Here is a 14,382-nt window from a genome sequence, read left to right on the forward strand (position 1 = left end):
CCGGACCGGAACCTTCAGCCATCGTTCTCGAGAGCGCTGCTGGAGCTGAGCCGCTGAACAAACTTCCTGGGAGCATCGTATGAAAAAGACATTAATCGCGTCGGCGATCGCACTGACCTTCATTGGAGGTCAAGCCCTCGCGCAGTCGAACAGAAACGATTCGGGCGACGGCAACAATACGCAGACTGCAACGGACAGCAGCACGCACACGAGCACCAGGACGAACACCAACACCGAGACGAAGAGCTACTCCAACACCGAGACGAAGTCCAATACCGAAACCAAGACCAACACGGTGATGCTGACGTCCAACAAGACGAGCACCAGCACCCGTAACACCACCACCAACCGCGCGAACCTCGACGTCGATGGCTTCGGCACCGCCGCAGCCGCGAACGGCAGCACCGCGACCGCGAACTTCAGCAACGCGTTCAACTCGAGCAAGGCGATCGCGCTGTCCAAGCTGAGCGGCACGGTGACCGGCAACTCCGTCAGCAACATTGGCAACTATGCCACCAACAGCGGCAATGCCAACGGCGCCACGGGCGGCGCGGGCGGCCGCGGCTACGGCGGCACGGGCAATGGCGGGTCCGGCGGCAACGGCGGCAACGGTGGCGCCAGCGGCAACGGCGGTGCCGGCGGCAATGGCGGCTCGGCGACCAACGGCAGCGCCACTGCCGGCGGCGTGACCAACGGCAGCGCAACGGCCGGTATCGGTGGTGACGGCGGCCGCGCCAGCGGTTATGGCGGCGACGGCGGCAACGCTTCGTCGCGCGGCGGCAGCGCCCTGACGGCGAGCCTCGGCGCTGGCGGCAATGGTGGCCGGTCCAGCAGCAGCGGCGGCAGCAGCGGCTCCGGCGCAGCCGGTGGCGACGGCGGCCGCGGTGGCTACGCAGCGGGCCTGGGCGGCAGCGCCCTCGGCGCGAGCGGTGCCCTCGGCGGCCTGAGCGCGGCCGGCGGCAGCCGTGGCAGCGAACGTGGCGATGGCGCTGGCGGTACCACCTCGACCACCGCGGGCGCGGGCGGTGCCGGTACGACCGGTGCCACCACGGCCATGGCGGGCGCGGGCACGGGCACGGGCGGCGCGGGCGGTGCGGGCGCAAGCGGCACGGCCACTTCGACCGGCGGCGCGGCCACGAGCACCGGCGGTGCTGGCGGCGCGGCGACCTCGACTGCCGGGGCTGCAACGGCTGGCGCGGCCACGGCAACGGGCGGCGCGGGCGGCGCGCAAACGAGCGTGGCGGGCGCGGGCGGTGCTGGCGGTGCGGCGACCAACGGCAGCGCAACGTCGATGGCCTCGAACGGTAGCGCCACGGCCGGCAACGGCGCGGTGGGCGCAACGTCGGGTGCCGGCGGCGCTGGCGCCGCGGGTGGCACGGGCATGGGCGGTACGGGCGGCGCCGGCAACGGTGCGGTCGGTGGCGCTGGCGGCAACGGCGGCTACAACATGGTCGATGCCGGCTCGTTCAACATGTCCAACGCCATGACCAGTGTCGGTCAATCGGCGGCGGGCATCATGATCGCCAACCAGAACAGCGGTATCTCTTCGCTGGTGCAACAAAGCGTCAACGTGCAGGCCAACCTGTCGGTCGGCCGCTGATGCGGGACGGCATCGACCGGGCCGCGTCCTCGCGGGCGCTTCCGGCCGGTGCCGCCGCGACAAGCGTACGACTGGGCCGTCACGCCGCGTGTTCGCTCGCGCGCGTGACGGTTAGGCTCGGAGAAGCCTGACCGTTCCATCGCACAAGGTCCCGACGGGCCCGCGCGCGGGGAATCAAGGAGACGCACCATGCGAGCGCATCGCTTTGCCGTCATCACCGTGACGGCCCTGCTGGCCTGGCCAGCGCTGCATGCCACTGCCGGTCCGCCGGACGAGGTGGCATCCGCATCGGTATCGACATCGGCTACCGAATCCGTCAACCGGCCCAATCCTTTCGCCGCGTCCGCGCGGGCGGTGTCGAGCGAGAAGCTCGAGGGCGTGCGGGGCGGCGCTGAAACCGTGGTCAACGACATGAAGCTGCACGGCACCGTTGCCGATAACGCCGCGATCAACGTCAGGTCGGGCAGCAACGCGATTGCCGACGGTTCGTTCGCCAATTCCGCGGGTCTGCCGACCGTGATCCAGAACACGGGGTCCAACGTGCTGATCCAGAACGCAACGATTCTCAACGTCCAGTTCAAATGAAGACGCGCGCGCGCCGTATGCTGTGGCTCGCGGCTTCGGCCGCCGCCATCGTGGGATCGTTCGCCGCCGCACCGCTCGCCTCCGTGGCGCGCGCCGATACGATCCAGCTTCCCGGCCAGAACGGCAACGTTTATACGGTGCCCGTGACGAGCCTGCGCGAGGCGCGCTTCCGCACAACCGTCAAGCAGCAGTTCGACTTCAGCTGCGGCTCGGCTGCCGTGGCCACGCTGCTCACCTATCAGTACGGCTATCCCGTGACCGAGCAGGTCGTGTTCGCCAACATGTACGTCAATGGCGACCAGGCGAAGATTCGCGCCGAGGGATTCTCGCTGCTCGACATGAAGCGTTTTCTCGAATCGCGCGGCTTTCTGGCGGATGGCTATGAGGTGCCGCTGTCCAAGCTCGAGGAAACGCAGGTCCCGGCGATCGTACTGATCGTCGAGAACGGCTATCACCATTTCGTGGTGGTGAAGGGAGTCAAAGGCAATCGCGTGCTGATCGGAGATCCGGCACGCGGCACGCGCGCGCTCGAGCGTGAGCACTTCGAACGGATCTGGGACAGCAACCTGCTGTTCGTGATCCACAACCGCACCGAGAACGCCCGCTTCAATCTCGCGGCCGACTGGCGTGTTGCGCCAACAGGTCCATACTCAATGGGAGTCAACCGCGACAGTCTGTTCTTCACCGTCATGCCCAAGCATGGCGCCAGCGATTTCTGAGGAACATCATCATGGTTCAGACAACCGCATCACACGCGCCTCGCCGCGCGGCGGTTCCGGCCGCGGCGGCAATGCTGCTTGGCGCGGGACTCGCCTGTGCCGGCCAGGCGCAGGCGAGCATCGGCGGGACGGAGACCGTCAACCCCGACCTTGCCGCGACGCCAGCGTCGATCAGCACGGGCCTGGCCGAAGAGGCCGTCGCCGCGCCCATCGACGTCGCCGTCCCTGTTCCGATGGCATTGGCCGAGCCGTTGCCGTCCACAGCCGCCGTTCCCCCTGCCGTGCCCGCCATCGCCCGTGCCGACGCACTCGCGCTGCTTGCCGCCGTGGCCGCGGAACCGCCGGCCCCACCCGTCGCGCGCCGCGCGCGGGACGAAATGGCCAAGGCCATGGACCTCGCCGAGCGCGAACCCGCGCGCGTGGCCCACGCGCGGAACGACATGGCCAAATGGAAACCGGTTGCGCACGCAAAGCTCGACGAGGCGCGCGGCGGCTTCGATGTCGGCGGCCTGCAGGTCGGCTTCGGTATCGATCGCGCGGTCTACGTCAATGGCTCGCTTGCCGTGGCCACCAGCATTTCGATTCCTGACGTGAGCCGCATCACCGCGGCGCAGGCCGCGCAGCTGCAACAGGCGCTTGGCGGTGTCGCCGCCGCCGTCGCCCAGGCCAACACGGCGGCCAACAGCGCGGTTGCCGCGGCAAACGCGGCTGCTGCCGATGCACGGGCACAGGCAGGACAAGCTGGCGCCGCCGCGCAGGCGACCGCCGCGGGCGCCGTGGCCGCCGCCACCGGCGCGGCGGGCAGCAGCGCGTCGGCGAGCAGCGGTCCCGCGACGGGCGCGTCCGCCTCGGCGACCGGCGCGAGCGGGCTGCCGACGAGCATCGTGGCTACCGCCACGGGCACGGTGGCGACGAACGGATTGTCGAACGTCGTGCAGAACGGCACGGGCAATACCGCGAACATAGGTGCGATGGCGAACATGCCAGCGACCGTCATCCAGAATACGCTCAACAACCAAAGCATCCAGAGCCTGATGACGATCAGCGCGAGCGTGAACACGCTCGCCGCATTCCGGGCGCAAGTCGCCAACACAGCCTTGAACAGCGTGATTCAGCGCATGAGGTAAGCGCCCAGTCGATACAGGCAATCAGGTAGCGGGCTCCTGCAAATCAGCCCGTCCCGGGGGAGGGAGACGTCATGAAGAAGCGTTCGCTGCAGGGCATCGGCTTTGCCGGTTGCTCGACGATGCTGCTGCTCGGCGGTCTGAGCCAGGCCCAGACCGTCCCGGATGGCGGGCCACCAGGCGTGGCCAAGCTCGAAAGCCTGCAGAAGGAACTGGCGGAACAAGCCAGACAGCTCGAGCAGATGAAGCGCGCACTTGCGGAACAGGAAGCCACCATCCGCGAATTGCGCAACGTGATGACCAACGATTCACTCGCGCGCAAGCGCGGGGGCCAGCGTACCCCGAGCGACGCGGCCACCAGCGCCGCGGCGGCCGGAGCCGGCTCGAGCGCGACACAGATCAACAACACCGTTCAACAGGGCATGCAGGCGCAGCAGGAAGCGCCGCAGGCCGTGCAGCCGGGCGGGCGCGGCAGTGCCCAGGGCGCGCAGGCCGGGGAATCGATGGCGGGGCCCGCGGTCGAGGAACCCGTCGGCCGTCCGCCCGAGTCCGACGGCCGCCCTCCGGAAATCGCGCCGATCTTCGATCAGCCGGGCGTGCTCACGCCGCAGGGCAAGATCGTCGTCGAACCGAGCTTCCAGTACGGCTACTCGTCGAACAATCGCGTCGCGCTGGTCGGCTACTCGGTGATCCCTGCCGTGCTCATCGGCCTGATCGACGTGCGCGAGGTCAAGACCACGACATACCTGAGCGCGGTCGCATTGCGCTACGGCATCACCAAGCGGCTCGAGATCGAAGCGAAGGTGCCATACGTGCATACGAGCGGGCAGACCGTGAGCCGCGAGGTCTTCACCGGTACCGCGGTCGATAACGTGTTCAACGCGAGCGGCAGCGGCCTTGGCGACGTCGAAGCGACCCTGCGCTACCAGCTGAACTACGGCAACGAGAAGATGCCGTACTTCATCGGCTGGTTCCGCTACAAGTCCAATACCGGCAAGGATCCGTTCGAAGTGGTCACTGACTGCGTGACACGCTGCGTGAGCAATACCACCGGCACGGGCCTGCCCCTGGGCATGCCGACCGGCACCGGCTTCCAGGCGGTCCAGCCAGGTGTGACGTGGCTGCTGCCGACCGATCCCGCAGTGTTCTTCGGCACCTTCAGCTATCTGCACAACTTCGCGCGCGACAACGTCAGCCGCACGGTGCTGAACGGCGAGAAGGAGTTCCTGGGCAAGATCTCGCCGGGGGATATCTTCCAGTTCAACTTCGGCATGGGCCTCTCGCTGAACGAGCATGCCTCGTTCAGTATCGGCTACGACCAGAGCATCATCTGGCCGACGAAACTGAACGGTCAGACGATTCCGGGCTCGGTGCGGATCACGCAGGGCACGCTGCTCGTGGGCTACTCGTACCGTTTCAATCAGCGCTACACGCTCAACCTGTCGGTGGGCGCGGGCCTGACGCGCGATACGCCGGACCTGACGGTGACACTGCGCCTGCCTATCACGTTCTGACCGTTGTGACGTGCGAGGGGTGATGCGTGGCGCGCTTGCGTGACCTGCATCACCCCTCGCGCCGTATGCGCCTTGCGCTTGCAAAGCCGACGGCGTAAAACGGATCTAACCGTCCCGCACGACGGATCACCTCAAGAACGGGGGGCGGCCTGACCGAGGAGAATAGCCATGCGCAAAAGAATCTTCTGGTTACTGCCCGACCTGCCCAGCGCGCGACGAACGATGGACGACCTCCTGCTCGCGCGCATCGAAACTCGACATATCCACTTCGTCGCGCGCGACGGCACCGACATGAACGGATTGCACGAGGCCAACCTGTTCCAGACCTCGGACATCGTGCATGCGGCGGAGATGGGCCTCATGCTCGGGGGTGCCGTGGGCATCGTCGCCGGTGTCGTGGTGGCGATGTTCCCCATCGTCAGCGATACGCCGCAATGGGGCCTCGTCGGGGTACTCGCCGTGCTCGGCGCGGTGTTTGGCGCATGGGCCTCGAGCATGATCGGCAGCTCCGCGCCGAACAGCCGGCTGCGCGCGTTCGAGCGCGACATCGAGGAAGGCCGATTCCTGCTGATGGTCGACGTGCCGCGCGGCCGCGTGGAGGAAATCGAAGCGCTGCTGCGTACCACGCATCCGGAAGCCCGCTTCGGCGGCCTCGATCCCGCGGTACCGGCGTTCCCCTGAGCGTACCCCTGACCGTCATCGCGCCCGATGTTGCGGTGCAGTGTGCCGTCACTGCAACATCGGCACCTCGCGCGCGGCGCGGAAGTTTGCACCTTCTTACTCGTTTGCGGTAATTTGCGACTCGTGGACGCGCGTCATGCAACGTGACGCCCGTTCGCGCGCAGCGGAAAACAAATAAACACGCAGGCGATTCGTGCCACCAATGGCGCGGGAGGGGTCAGACAATGAGCGCATCATGGATGGCGCGGGGCATGCTTGCCGCCGCGCTGGGGTTTGCCGTACATACCGTCAGCGCCGAGCCCGGCATCGGCCGGAACACGATTCGTATCGGTCAATCCGCGGGTGTTACCGGGCCCGTGGCCGGGTCGGTCAAGGAACAGATATCGGGCGCGCAGGTATATCTGAACACCGTGAACGCCGCGGGCGGCATCAACGGCCGCAAGATCGAGCTGGTCACGTATGACGACGGCTTCGACGCCAAACGCACGCCGGACAACGTGCGCAAGCTGATTCAGGAAGACAAGGTGTTCGCGCTGTTCATGGTGCGCGGCACGCCGCAGAACGAAAGCATCCTGCCGCTGATCTCTGCCGAGAAGGTGCCGCTGGTCGCGCCGCTCACGGGCGCCATCACGCTGCATCGTCCCGTCAACCGCTACGTGTTCAACGTTCGCGCGAAGTATCAGGACGAAGTGGCACGCGCGATCAATCATCTGGCCACCTCGGGCATGACGCGCATCGCGATCTTCTATGCCAACGACGGCTTCGGGCAGGACGTGTACGAAGGCTTTACCACCGCCCTGCAGGCGCGTGGCGTGCAGCCCGCTGGCGCGGCATCCTATGCGCGGCCGATGGGGGATATCAGCCAGGGCGTGGCCACGCTGAACAAGGCCAATCCGCAGGCCGTGCTCGTGATCGGCTCCGGCGCGGAAGCGGCGCGCGTCATTCGCGACATGAAGCGTGGCGGCAGCCAGGCGCAGTTCGTGACGCTGTCGAACAACGCGGCCGACTCGTTTATCAGGGACCTCGGCGAAGACGGCCGCGGGCTCATCATCACGCAGGTGGTCCCGGGCACGAACTCGAGCCAGATGACGCTGGCGAGCGAGTATCGCAGCCTGGCGCGCCAGCAGAGCGTGGAGCCGACCAATGCCGGCATGGAGGGTTTCATGTCCGCCAAGGTGCTCGTCGAAGGGCTGCGCCGCGCCGGGCCCGAGCCCACGCGCGAGAAGCTCGTGAGCGCGCTCGAGAACCTGCGCGACTACGACCTCGGTGGCATCCTCATCAGCTACAGCCCCACGCGACATACGGGCTCGTCGTTCGTCGAGATGTCGATCGTGTCCTCGACGGGCAAGCTGATTCGATAGGCGGTTCCCGGTGACGCCGATGTGCTGCGGTATAGTTGCCCGATGGCAACGTCACCTTCCTCTCCTTTCTCGCTGACCGGCCGGATCGCGCTCGTGACGGGCGGCGCGCAGGGACTCGGCCAGGCCATCGCGGCCGGCCTGGCCGCCGCGGGCGCGCATGTGCTCGTCTGCGCGCGCAATGCGGAGCGCGTGGCACAGACGGTCGCGCAACTTGAAGCCGAGGGGCTGGCCGCGGAATCGCTCGTGCTCGATATCACCGACGAGGCGGCTGTGGCCGACGCGTTCGCGCGCATCGACGCCGCGCATGGACGGCTCGATATCCTCGTGAACAACGCCGGCGCGCGGCATCGCAACTCGATGGCGCACCTCGATGCCGACGACATGCGCGCGATGCTGGAGACGAATCTGATCGCGCCCTATGCGCTCTGCCGCCACGCGTCGGTGCCGATGCAGCGGCATGGCTATGGGCGCATCATCAATGTCACGTCGATCGCGGGTCAGGTCGCGCGCGCCAACGACGTGCTGTATCCCGCCACCAAGGGCGGCCTCGATGCGCTCACGCGCGCGATGGCGGCCGATCTGGGCCGGCATGGCATTACCGTCAATGCGATCGCGCCCGGATACTTCGCCACCGAACCCAACAAGGCGATGGTCGCCGACGCGTCGATCGACGCGTGGCTGCGGCAGCGTACGTCGCTGGGCCGCTGGGGACAGCCGTCCGAACTCGCGGGCGCGGCCGTGTTCCTCGCCTCGCCGTCCGCGTCGTACGTGACCGGGCAGGTCATCGCCGTCGATGGTGGCTATCTCGGCCACTTCTGACGCAGCATTTCGATCATGGCCGCGGCGGCCGAGGAGTCGCCGCGCTCCTTTAGCCGGACAAGACAGATATCGCGCACGAGCTGCGGCATCTGCATCGGACGGATGGCGAGCGCCTCGCGGCGGAACTGGAACAGCGCGAGCGCGGGCACTACGGAGATGCCGAGTCCTGCTTCGACGAGCGCGGCCACGGTGGCCAGGTGCTCGACCTCCATCACGCCGCTGAGGCGCAGAGGGTGCAGGGCCGCATCGAGATGCTGCCGTACGCTGCTCGTGCGCGATAGCTGGATGAACGGCAGCCCGGCCAGCGCCTGCGGGGCGACACGGCGCTTTCGCGCGAGTGGATGGTCGGCGCGGCAGACGAGGTGGAAGTTGTCGTGCACAAGCGGTTCGATGCGCAGATCGGCATCCTGCGCGGGCGCGGGCGCCAGCGCGAAGTCGGCCTGTCCGCGGCGGACGAGCTCGATACAGCCGTCGGCAAGCTGGTCGTGGAGCTCGAGCGCAATGCCCGGATAGCGTGCGTGGAACGCGGCCAGCAACGGCGGCAGGTCGCCCGCGGCGAGCGATGGCAGCGCGGCGATCGCCACGCGGCCCTTGCGGCGCTCGGCGTGGTCGCGCAGATCGGCAAACGCGGCCTCGAAGTCCTCGAGCAGGCGCCGTGCGACTTCCTCGAACCGCCGGCCGTCGGCGCTGAGTTCGACATGGCGGGTGGTGCGTTCGAACAACCGGCTGCCGGCCTGTTCCTCAAGTGCCTGCACGAGCGTGCTGAACGCCGATTGCGACAAATGACACGCCTGCGCCGCGCGCGTGAAATTGCGATGCGTCGCAAGCGCGACGAAGGCGCGCAGATGCCTGACGGAGATGTTCATGGGCGGCCGCCTTTCATCCAACAAACCGATAGATTAATCCAAATAATCCATTTTTTGGAACACGGAAGCCGAGCCTAAAATGGGATCGCCGCCATTCCACCCGAGGCACCCCATGACTGTCCCCATGCTGATCGGCTCCGGTGCCGGCTTCTCCGGCGACCGCACCGACGCCGCCCTGCCCGTGGTTCGCACGCTGATCGCCGCCGGCGGCCCCGCCGCGCTGATTTTCGAGACGCTTGCCGAACGCACGCTCGCCCTCGCGCAACTCGCCCGCCGCCAGGACCCGGAGCATGGTTACGAACCCCTGCTCGACCAGTTGCTGACCCCCGTGCTGGCGCTCTGCCTGAAGCACAACATTCCGATCATCGGCAATTTCGGCGCCGCCAACCCCCGCGCCGCCGCGCGGCGCATCGCCGTGCTCGCCGCGGACCTCGAACTGCCCGCTCCGCGCGTGGCCGTCGTCGAAGGCGACGACCTGTCCGGCGACGCTGGCCGTGCCCTGCTGCGCGAGCGCGTGGGCGAAAGCTTTCCCGAGGCGCGCTTCGTCTGCGCCAACGCCTATATCGGCGCGCGCGGCATCGCGGACGCGCTGCGCGACGGCGCGCAGATCGTCGTATGCGGCCGCGTGGCCGATCCCGCCCTCGCCGTCGGCCCCGCCATGGCGCATTTCGGCTGGGCATGGGACGACTGGAATCGTCTGGCCGCCGCGACCATGGCGGGCCACCTGCTCGAATGCGGCGCGCAGGTCAGCGGCGGCTATTTCGCCGATCCGGGCATGAAGGACGTCCCCGACGTGCACGCGGTGGGCTTTCCCATCGCACAGCTCGACGAAACCGGCGCCATCGAGATCTTCAAGGCCGCGAACACCGGCGGCTGTGTCGACCTGCGCACGGTCAAGGAGCAGCTGCTGTACGAGGTCCACGACCCGCGCGCCTACCTGACGCCCGACGTCGTGGCCGATATCGGCGAGGTCACGGTCGAGCAGATCGGCCCCGACCGCGTCGCCGTTCGCAATATCCGCGGGCACGCGCGTACCGAGACACTGAAGGCCAACCTGTTCTATCAGGGCGGCTGGATCGCCGAGGGCGAGATTTCCTACGCGGGTCCCAATGCCGCCGCGCGCGCGCGACTGGCCGCCGATATCGTGCGCAAGCGCATGACGATGCTCGGCTTCGACGCACACATTCGCTTCGATCTGATCGGCGTGCTGAGCGTGTTCGCCGACGACGCGGGTACCATGCTCGCCGCCACGCAGCCGGGCGAGGCCGATGCCCAGGACGTGCGGCTGCGCGCGGCGCTCGTGCACGAGGACAAGGCCGTCGCGCAGGCACTGCTGCGCGAGGTCAACACGCTATACACCTGTGGCCCGGCAGGCGGAGGCGGCGTGCGCACGGCGCTGCGCAGCCGCCTCAATGCCATGTCGTGCCTGGTGCCGCGCGCGGCGGTGTCGCCGACCTATACGTTCGTAGCCTGATCGAGAGTCCGTCATGCCATCGCCGACTACCTCCCTGTACTCGCTCGCCCACGGTCGCACCGGCGACAAGGGCGACCGCTCCAATATCAGCGTCATCGCCTACGACGCGCGCGACTTCGATCACCTTGTCGAGCACGTGACCGAAGACGCCGTCCGCGCCCTGTTCGCCCATCGCCAGCCCACGGCCGTCACGCGCTATCTGGTGCCGTCGCTGCAGGCGATGAACTTCGTGATCGACGGCGTGCTCGATGGCGGTGTCAACGACTCGCTCAATCTCGACACGCACGGCAAGGCGCTCGCGTTCCTGGTGTTGCGCATGCCGGTGCCAGTGCCGCCGCGATTGTCCGGCGGGTCCTGAGCCCGTTGCCCCCATAAAACGAATTCACCCGAGGAGACCAAGATGTCCGCAATGTTGTTCGCTGCCCGCAAGCCGCTCGCGCTCGCAGCCGCCACGCTCGCTTCGCTGGTGCTGCCCATGGGCAGTGCCTGGGCCGACTATCCCGACAAGCCGATCCGCTTCGTCGTGCCGTTCGCGGCCGGCAGCGCGACCGACCAGCTCGCGCGCGCGGTCGGCCAGGCCGTGACGCTCGAGTCGAAGGTCACCGTCGTCGTCGATAACAAGCCCGGCGCCAATGGCTTTATCGCCGCCACGGACGTCGCCAAGGCCAGCCCGGACGGCTACACGGTGCTGATCACCACGAACACCACGCATGCGGCCAACGAGCATCTGTTCAAGAAGCTGCCGTACGATCCGGTCAAGGATTACTCGCCCGTCACCGCGCTCGGCCGCGGCGGCCAGATCATGGTGGTCAATCCGGCGGTGCCGGCCAAGACCGTGGGCGAGTTCATCGCGCTGGCCAAGAAGGAGCCGGGCAAGCTGAGCTTCGGCAGCGGCAGCTCGTCGTCGCGGATCGCGGGCGAACTGTTCCAGCAGATGGCCCATGTGGAACTGCTGCACGTGCCGTACAAGAGCAACCCGCTGGCCATCACGGACCTGCTCGGCAACCAGATCCAGATGATGATCACCGATACCGCGACGGGCCTGCCGCAGGTGAAGACCGGCAAGCTGCGCGCGCTGGGCGTATCGGGCAAGAGCCGCTCGCCGCTGGCACCGGACGTCCCGACCATCGACGAGGCCGGGGTCAAGGGCTACGAGATGAGCTACTGGTTCGCGGCCTACGCGCCCGCCAAGACGCCGGCGGCCGTGGTGGACAAGCTCAACGCGATGCTCGTCAAGGCGGCAAAGAGCGAAACCGCGGCCAGCTTCTATCAGACCACCGGCACCGAGGTGTTCACCAGCACCCCGGCGGAACTGGCGAAGTTCCAGGGGCAGGAATCGGCCAAGTGGGGCCGCATCATCAAGTCCGCCAATATCCAGCCGGAATAAGCGGACCGCGGCGCGCGGACGAGAAAAAGCCGCCGGTTCTCGTGAGAGACCGGCGGCTTTTCGTTGCCCGGACCATCACGCAGAAACGGGTACGCTCGCCCGTCTCCGCGACGACTGGGGGCCTTACTTCTTCAGGCCCAGGCGGTAGTCCACCGCGTACGGCAGCTTGCCCGGGCTAGATGCGGTGACCGGTTGCGAGAGCTTGGTGAACTCCGATTCGACGAAGGCATCCAGACGGCCCAGCTGTGCCGCGGTCTTGCCGTTGCTCACCGGCGCATCGGGCGCCAGCGCCACCATGGCTTCGGCGGCCTTGCGTACCGCGGCGAGGTAGCTCGTGGTGTCGTCGAGGTTCACGGTCTTCAGGTCCACCACCTTGCGCAGCCAGTCGCCCCAGTAGAACTCCGTGAACTCGGTGGCGTCGGACAGTTGCGAATAGCCGATGTCGCGCGTGAAGTAGACCAGCGAGCGGTACGGATCGTTGCCCAGGCCGTTGGCGAGCCCCAGCGCGCGTGGCAGATCGGCCGGATAGATCGGACGGTTGTCCGGATCCTTCAGCCAGACCAGCCTGCGCTCGCGCAGCGTGCGGAAGAACGTCGCGCGGTTCAGGTTCATCAGATTGTCCTGCACCTTGACGTACGCCTTGGACTGCGGGCCGCCGGTCGGGGCTTCGGTCATCGTCGTGAACGCATGGTGACCGTCGGTCAGATAGGGCTCGCCGTACGGGCCGACCACGAGCGTCTTCATGTCCTGTGGCTTGTTGCCGACGACCTGCGTGCAGCCGAACGAGCTCAGGTTGTCGATACGCGCGGTGGTGAGGTTCAGGTTCTTGTCGCTCTTGTTCTGGCCATTGTTCTCGCACGCGTCATCGAAGTTCTTGACGGGATCCTTCGCATAGCGGCCCAGCTTGTAGTAGATCTGGTCGCGCCCGATCGCGGGCTGCGTCGGACGCAGGTCGCGCAGCGTCACCAGCAGGTTGTCGCCGGCCTTCGCGTTCACGTACGTGGCGATCGGGGCCGGGGCCGGCAGCGGCGCGCAGACGGCCGGCAGCAGATGCTTGCTGCCCGGCTCCTGACGCACCTGATAGGCGAGCTTCGCGCTGACCGGCAGCAGCGTGAGGCTGGCCGTGGCGGCCTGGCCGGCCACCGTGGTCTGCCACGTGCCGCCGATCAGACCGTTCGCCTTGACGCCCGCCACCGTGTTGTAGGTGAGCGGCACATCGACGGGCACGTTGTCCGCCGCGAGCGTATTGCCGCTCACGGAAACGATATTGCGGCGCGTGCGGCCGGTCAGGGCGTCGGCCGCGTCGAGCTCGGGCTCGGCGCAGACCCAGTCGCCATCGATCGCAGTGGCCGGCAGCGCCTGCGCGGTGCGCACGATCCAGTTGCCGGCCGTGTTGCCGGCACCGGTGCCTGGCTCGTCGACGAACAGGGCCACCTGGCCCGTCTGGCGGCCCGCGAACACGCGGCCGACCTTGGCACCGGCCAGCGTCAGCGTGTAAGCGCCGGGGTAGCGCGTCTGGTCCGCATCCGCGGTCAGGCTGCCGATCTGGCCGCCCGCGCAGTCCGCGGCGAAACCCTGACCCGCGCAGACGCGCACGCTGCCGTCGGCGGCGATATCGAGCTGGCCTGCCGAGGCACTGGCGCCAGTCTGGCGCAGGAATGCGTAGGTGCCGGCGATCTCCGACAGTTGCGCGCCACGGTTGGCCGCGCTGATATAGCCCTGCAGCAGGGTGCCATCGGCCAGCCTGACGTTGGGCACCTTGCCCAGCGCGCCGGACAGCACGCCCTCGTCGATCGTGAACGTGAACGTGATGGCCGATGCGGCGGTGGCCAGTGCCGCGGGCGCGTCGGCGCTGGCCGTCAGGCCCGAGACGCGGTAGGTGCCGCTGGCTGCGTCCAGCCCGTACTGGCCGACGAGGCTGCCGGCGAGGCCGACGCGCGAATCGAGAAAGCGCACCGTCAGCTGACCGGCCGCGGGCTGGTCGAGCGTGACCGAGAGGGTATCGCCGAAACTGACCGCGCCCACATAGGTCGTGCCGCCGGCCAGCGGCTTGACGGTCACGGTCTGTCCAGGCGTGCTGCCCCCGCCGTTATTGCCGGTGCTCGGGCTGGCGTTGGCGCCGCCGTCGCCATCGCCGCCGCAGGCGGTCAGGGCGACGGTGGCCAGCGCCAGCATGGTCAGGCGGGTCAGGCAGGGCAGGGCGAGCGGTTTCCTCGAATCGCGTGTCATTGTTCTTTGTCCTTGTGGTCGTG

Annotated in this window: 13 protein-coding genes; 11 read left to right on the forward strand and 2 right to left on the reverse strand. The window is 67.8% G+C overall.

Annotated features, from left to right (window positions below):
* The first annotated feature begins 79 nt into the window (after positions 1 to 79).
* The 8 genes from FOB72_RS26980 to FOB72_RS27015 all read left to right on the forward strand — a co-directional run bounded on the left by FOB72_RS26980 (position 80) and on the right by FOB72_RS27015 (position 8,403).
* On the forward strand, positions 80 to 1,600 hold the full coding sequence (locus FOB72_RS26980) for a hypothetical protein (protein ID WP_150375988.1): 1,521 nt from the start codon (positions 80 to 82) through the stop codon (positions 1,598 to 1,600).
* 189 nt (positions 1,601 to 1,789) lie between these two features.
* Positions 1,790 to 2,185, forward strand: coding sequence for a hypothetical protein (locus FOB72_RS26985; protein ID WP_150375990.1), 396 nt, complete (start codon positions 1,790 to 1,792; stop codon positions 2,183 to 2,185).
* Complete coding sequence (locus FOB72_RS26990) at positions 2,182 to 2,904, forward strand: C39 family peptidase (RefSeq protein WP_150375992.1); 723 nt, start codon at positions 2,182 to 2,184, stop codon at positions 2,902 to 2,904. Before FOB72_RS26985 ends, FOB72_RS26990 begins: the two co-directional genes overlap by 4 nt.
* An 11-nt stretch (positions 2,905 to 2,915) precedes the next feature.
* Entirely contained in the window at positions 2,916 to 4,031 is a 1,116-nt protein-coding gene (locus tag FOB72_RS26995) for a hypothetical protein (RefSeq protein WP_150375994.1), read from the forward strand.
* A gap of 71 nt (positions 4,032 to 4,102) precedes the next feature.
* Positions 4,103 to 5,542, forward strand: coding sequence for an acetate kinase (locus FOB72_RS27000; RefSeq protein ID WP_150375996.1), 1,440 nt, complete (start codon positions 4,103 to 4,105; stop codon positions 5,540 to 5,542).
* Between the two features lie 168 nt (positions 5,543 to 5,710).
* A complete protein-coding gene (locus tag FOB72_RS27005) occupies positions 5,711 to 6,223 on the forward strand; it encodes a DUF1269 domain-containing protein (protein ID WP_150375998.1) in 513 nt (170 codons plus the stop codon).
* A 224-nt stretch (positions 6,224 to 6,447) separates the two neighbouring features.
* Entirely contained in the window at positions 6,448 to 7,584 is a 1,137-nt protein-coding gene (locus tag FOB72_RS27010; RefSeq protein ID WP_150376000.1) for an ABC transporter substrate-binding protein, read from the forward strand.
* A 42-nt stretch (positions 7,585 to 7,626) separates the two neighbouring features.
* Complete coding sequence (locus tag FOB72_RS27015; RefSeq protein WP_150376002.1) at positions 7,627 to 8,403, forward strand: SDR family oxidoreductase; 777 nt, start codon at positions 7,627 to 7,629, stop codon at positions 8,401 to 8,403.
* Here FOB72_RS27015 and FOB72_RS27020 read toward each other — a convergent pair.
* Positions 8,385 to 9,269 (reverse strand): LysR family transcriptional regulator, encoded by an 885-nt coding sequence (locus FOB72_RS27020; RefSeq protein ID WP_150376004.1) that lies wholly within the window; start codon positions 9,267 to 9,269, stop codon positions 8,385 to 8,387. The genes FOB72_RS27015 and FOB72_RS27020 overlap by 19 nt on opposite strands.
* Positions 9,270 to 9,381: 112 nt before the next feature.
* Between FOB72_RS27020 and FOB72_RS27025 the strand changes: the two genes are divergently transcribed.
* The 3 genes from FOB72_RS27025 to FOB72_RS27035 are packed head-to-tail and all read left to right on the forward strand — an operon-like array spanning position 9,382 to position 12,130.
* Positions 9,382 to 10,743 (forward strand): acyclic terpene utilization AtuA family protein, encoded by a 1,362-nt coding sequence (locus FOB72_RS27025; RefSeq protein ID WP_150376006.1) that lies wholly within the window; start codon positions 9,382 to 9,384, stop codon positions 10,741 to 10,743.
* A gap of 13 nt (positions 10,744 to 10,756) precedes the next feature.
* Positions 10,757 to 11,101: a hypothetical protein gene (locus tag FOB72_RS27030; protein WP_150376008.1), complete on the forward strand. Its 345-nt coding sequence runs from the start codon at positions 10,757 to 10,759 to the stop codon at positions 11,099 to 11,101.
* 51 nt (positions 11,102 to 11,152) lie between these two features.
* Entirely contained in the window at positions 11,153 to 12,130 is a 978-nt protein-coding gene (locus FOB72_RS27035) for a Bug family tripartite tricarboxylate transporter substrate binding protein (RefSeq protein WP_150377453.1), read from the forward strand.
* A 123-nt stretch (positions 12,131 to 12,253) separates the two neighbouring features.
* Here the strand turns inward: FOB72_RS27035 and FOB72_RS27040 are convergent, their stop codons facing one another.
* Positions 12,254 to 14,359, reverse strand: a complete 2,106-nt coding sequence (locus FOB72_RS27040; RefSeq protein WP_223851589.1) for a ParB/Srx family N-terminal domain-containing protein — start codon at positions 14,357 to 14,359, stop codon at positions 12,254 to 12,256.
* Between the last annotated feature and the right edge of the window lie 23 nt (positions 14,360 to 14,382).

Origin of the sequence: Cupriavidus pauculus (assembly GCF_008693385.1) — a bacterium.
GTDB classification, from domain to species: domain Bacteria; phylum Pseudomonadota; class Gammaproteobacteria; order Burkholderiales; family Burkholderiaceae; genus Cupriavidus; species Cupriavidus pauculus_D.

Bases quoted from the DNA above. Each gene is read 5' to 3' on its own strand.
- FOB72_RS26980 (WP_150375988.1), top strand. From the start codon at position 80: ATGAAAAAGACATTAATCGCGTCGGCGATCGCACTGACCTTCATTGGA.
- FOB72_RS26985 (WP_150375990.1), top strand. From the start codon at position 1,790: ATGCGAGCGCATCGCTTTGCCGTCATCACCGTGACGGCCCTGCTGGCC.
- FOB72_RS26990 (WP_150375992.1), top strand. From the start codon at position 2,182: ATGAAGACGCGCGCGCGCCGTATGCTGTGGCTCGCGGCTTCGGCCGCC.
- FOB72_RS26995 (WP_150375994.1), top strand. From the start codon at position 2,916: ATGGTTCAGACAACCGCATCACACGCGCCTCGCCGCGCGGCGGTTCCG.
- FOB72_RS27000 (WP_150375996.1), top strand. From the start codon at position 4,103: ATGAAGAAGCGTTCGCTGCAGGGCATCGGCTTTGCCGGTTGCTCGACG.
- FOB72_RS27005 (WP_150375998.1), top strand. From the start codon at position 5,711: ATGCGCAAAAGAATCTTCTGGTTACTGCCCGACCTGCCCAGCGCGCGA.
- FOB72_RS27010 (WP_150376000.1), top strand. From the start codon at position 6,448: ATGAGCGCATCATGGATGGCGCGGGGCATGCTTGCCGCCGCGCTGGGG.
- FOB72_RS27015 (WP_150376002.1), top strand. From the start codon at position 7,627: ATGGCAACGTCACCTTCCTCTCCTTTCTCGCTGACCGGCCGGATCGCG.
- FOB72_RS27020 (WP_150376004.1), bottom strand. From the start codon at position 9,269: ATGAACATCTCCGTCAGGCATCTGCGCGCCTTCGTCGCGCTTGCGACG.
- FOB72_RS27025 (WP_150376006.1), top strand. From the start codon at position 9,382: ATGACTGTCCCCATGCTGATCGGCTCCGGTGCCGGCTTCTCCGGCGAC.
- FOB72_RS27030 (WP_150376008.1), top strand. From the start codon at position 10,757: ATGCCATCGCCGACTACCTCCCTGTACTCGCTCGCCCACGGTCGCACC.
- FOB72_RS27035 (WP_150377453.1), top strand. From the start codon at position 11,153: ATGTTGTTCGCTGCCCGCAAGCCGCTCGCGCTCGCAGCCGCCACGCTC.
- FOB72_RS27040 (WP_223851589.1), bottom strand. From the start codon at position 14,359: ATGACACGCGATTCGAGGAAACCGCTCGCCCTGCCCTGCCTGACCCGC.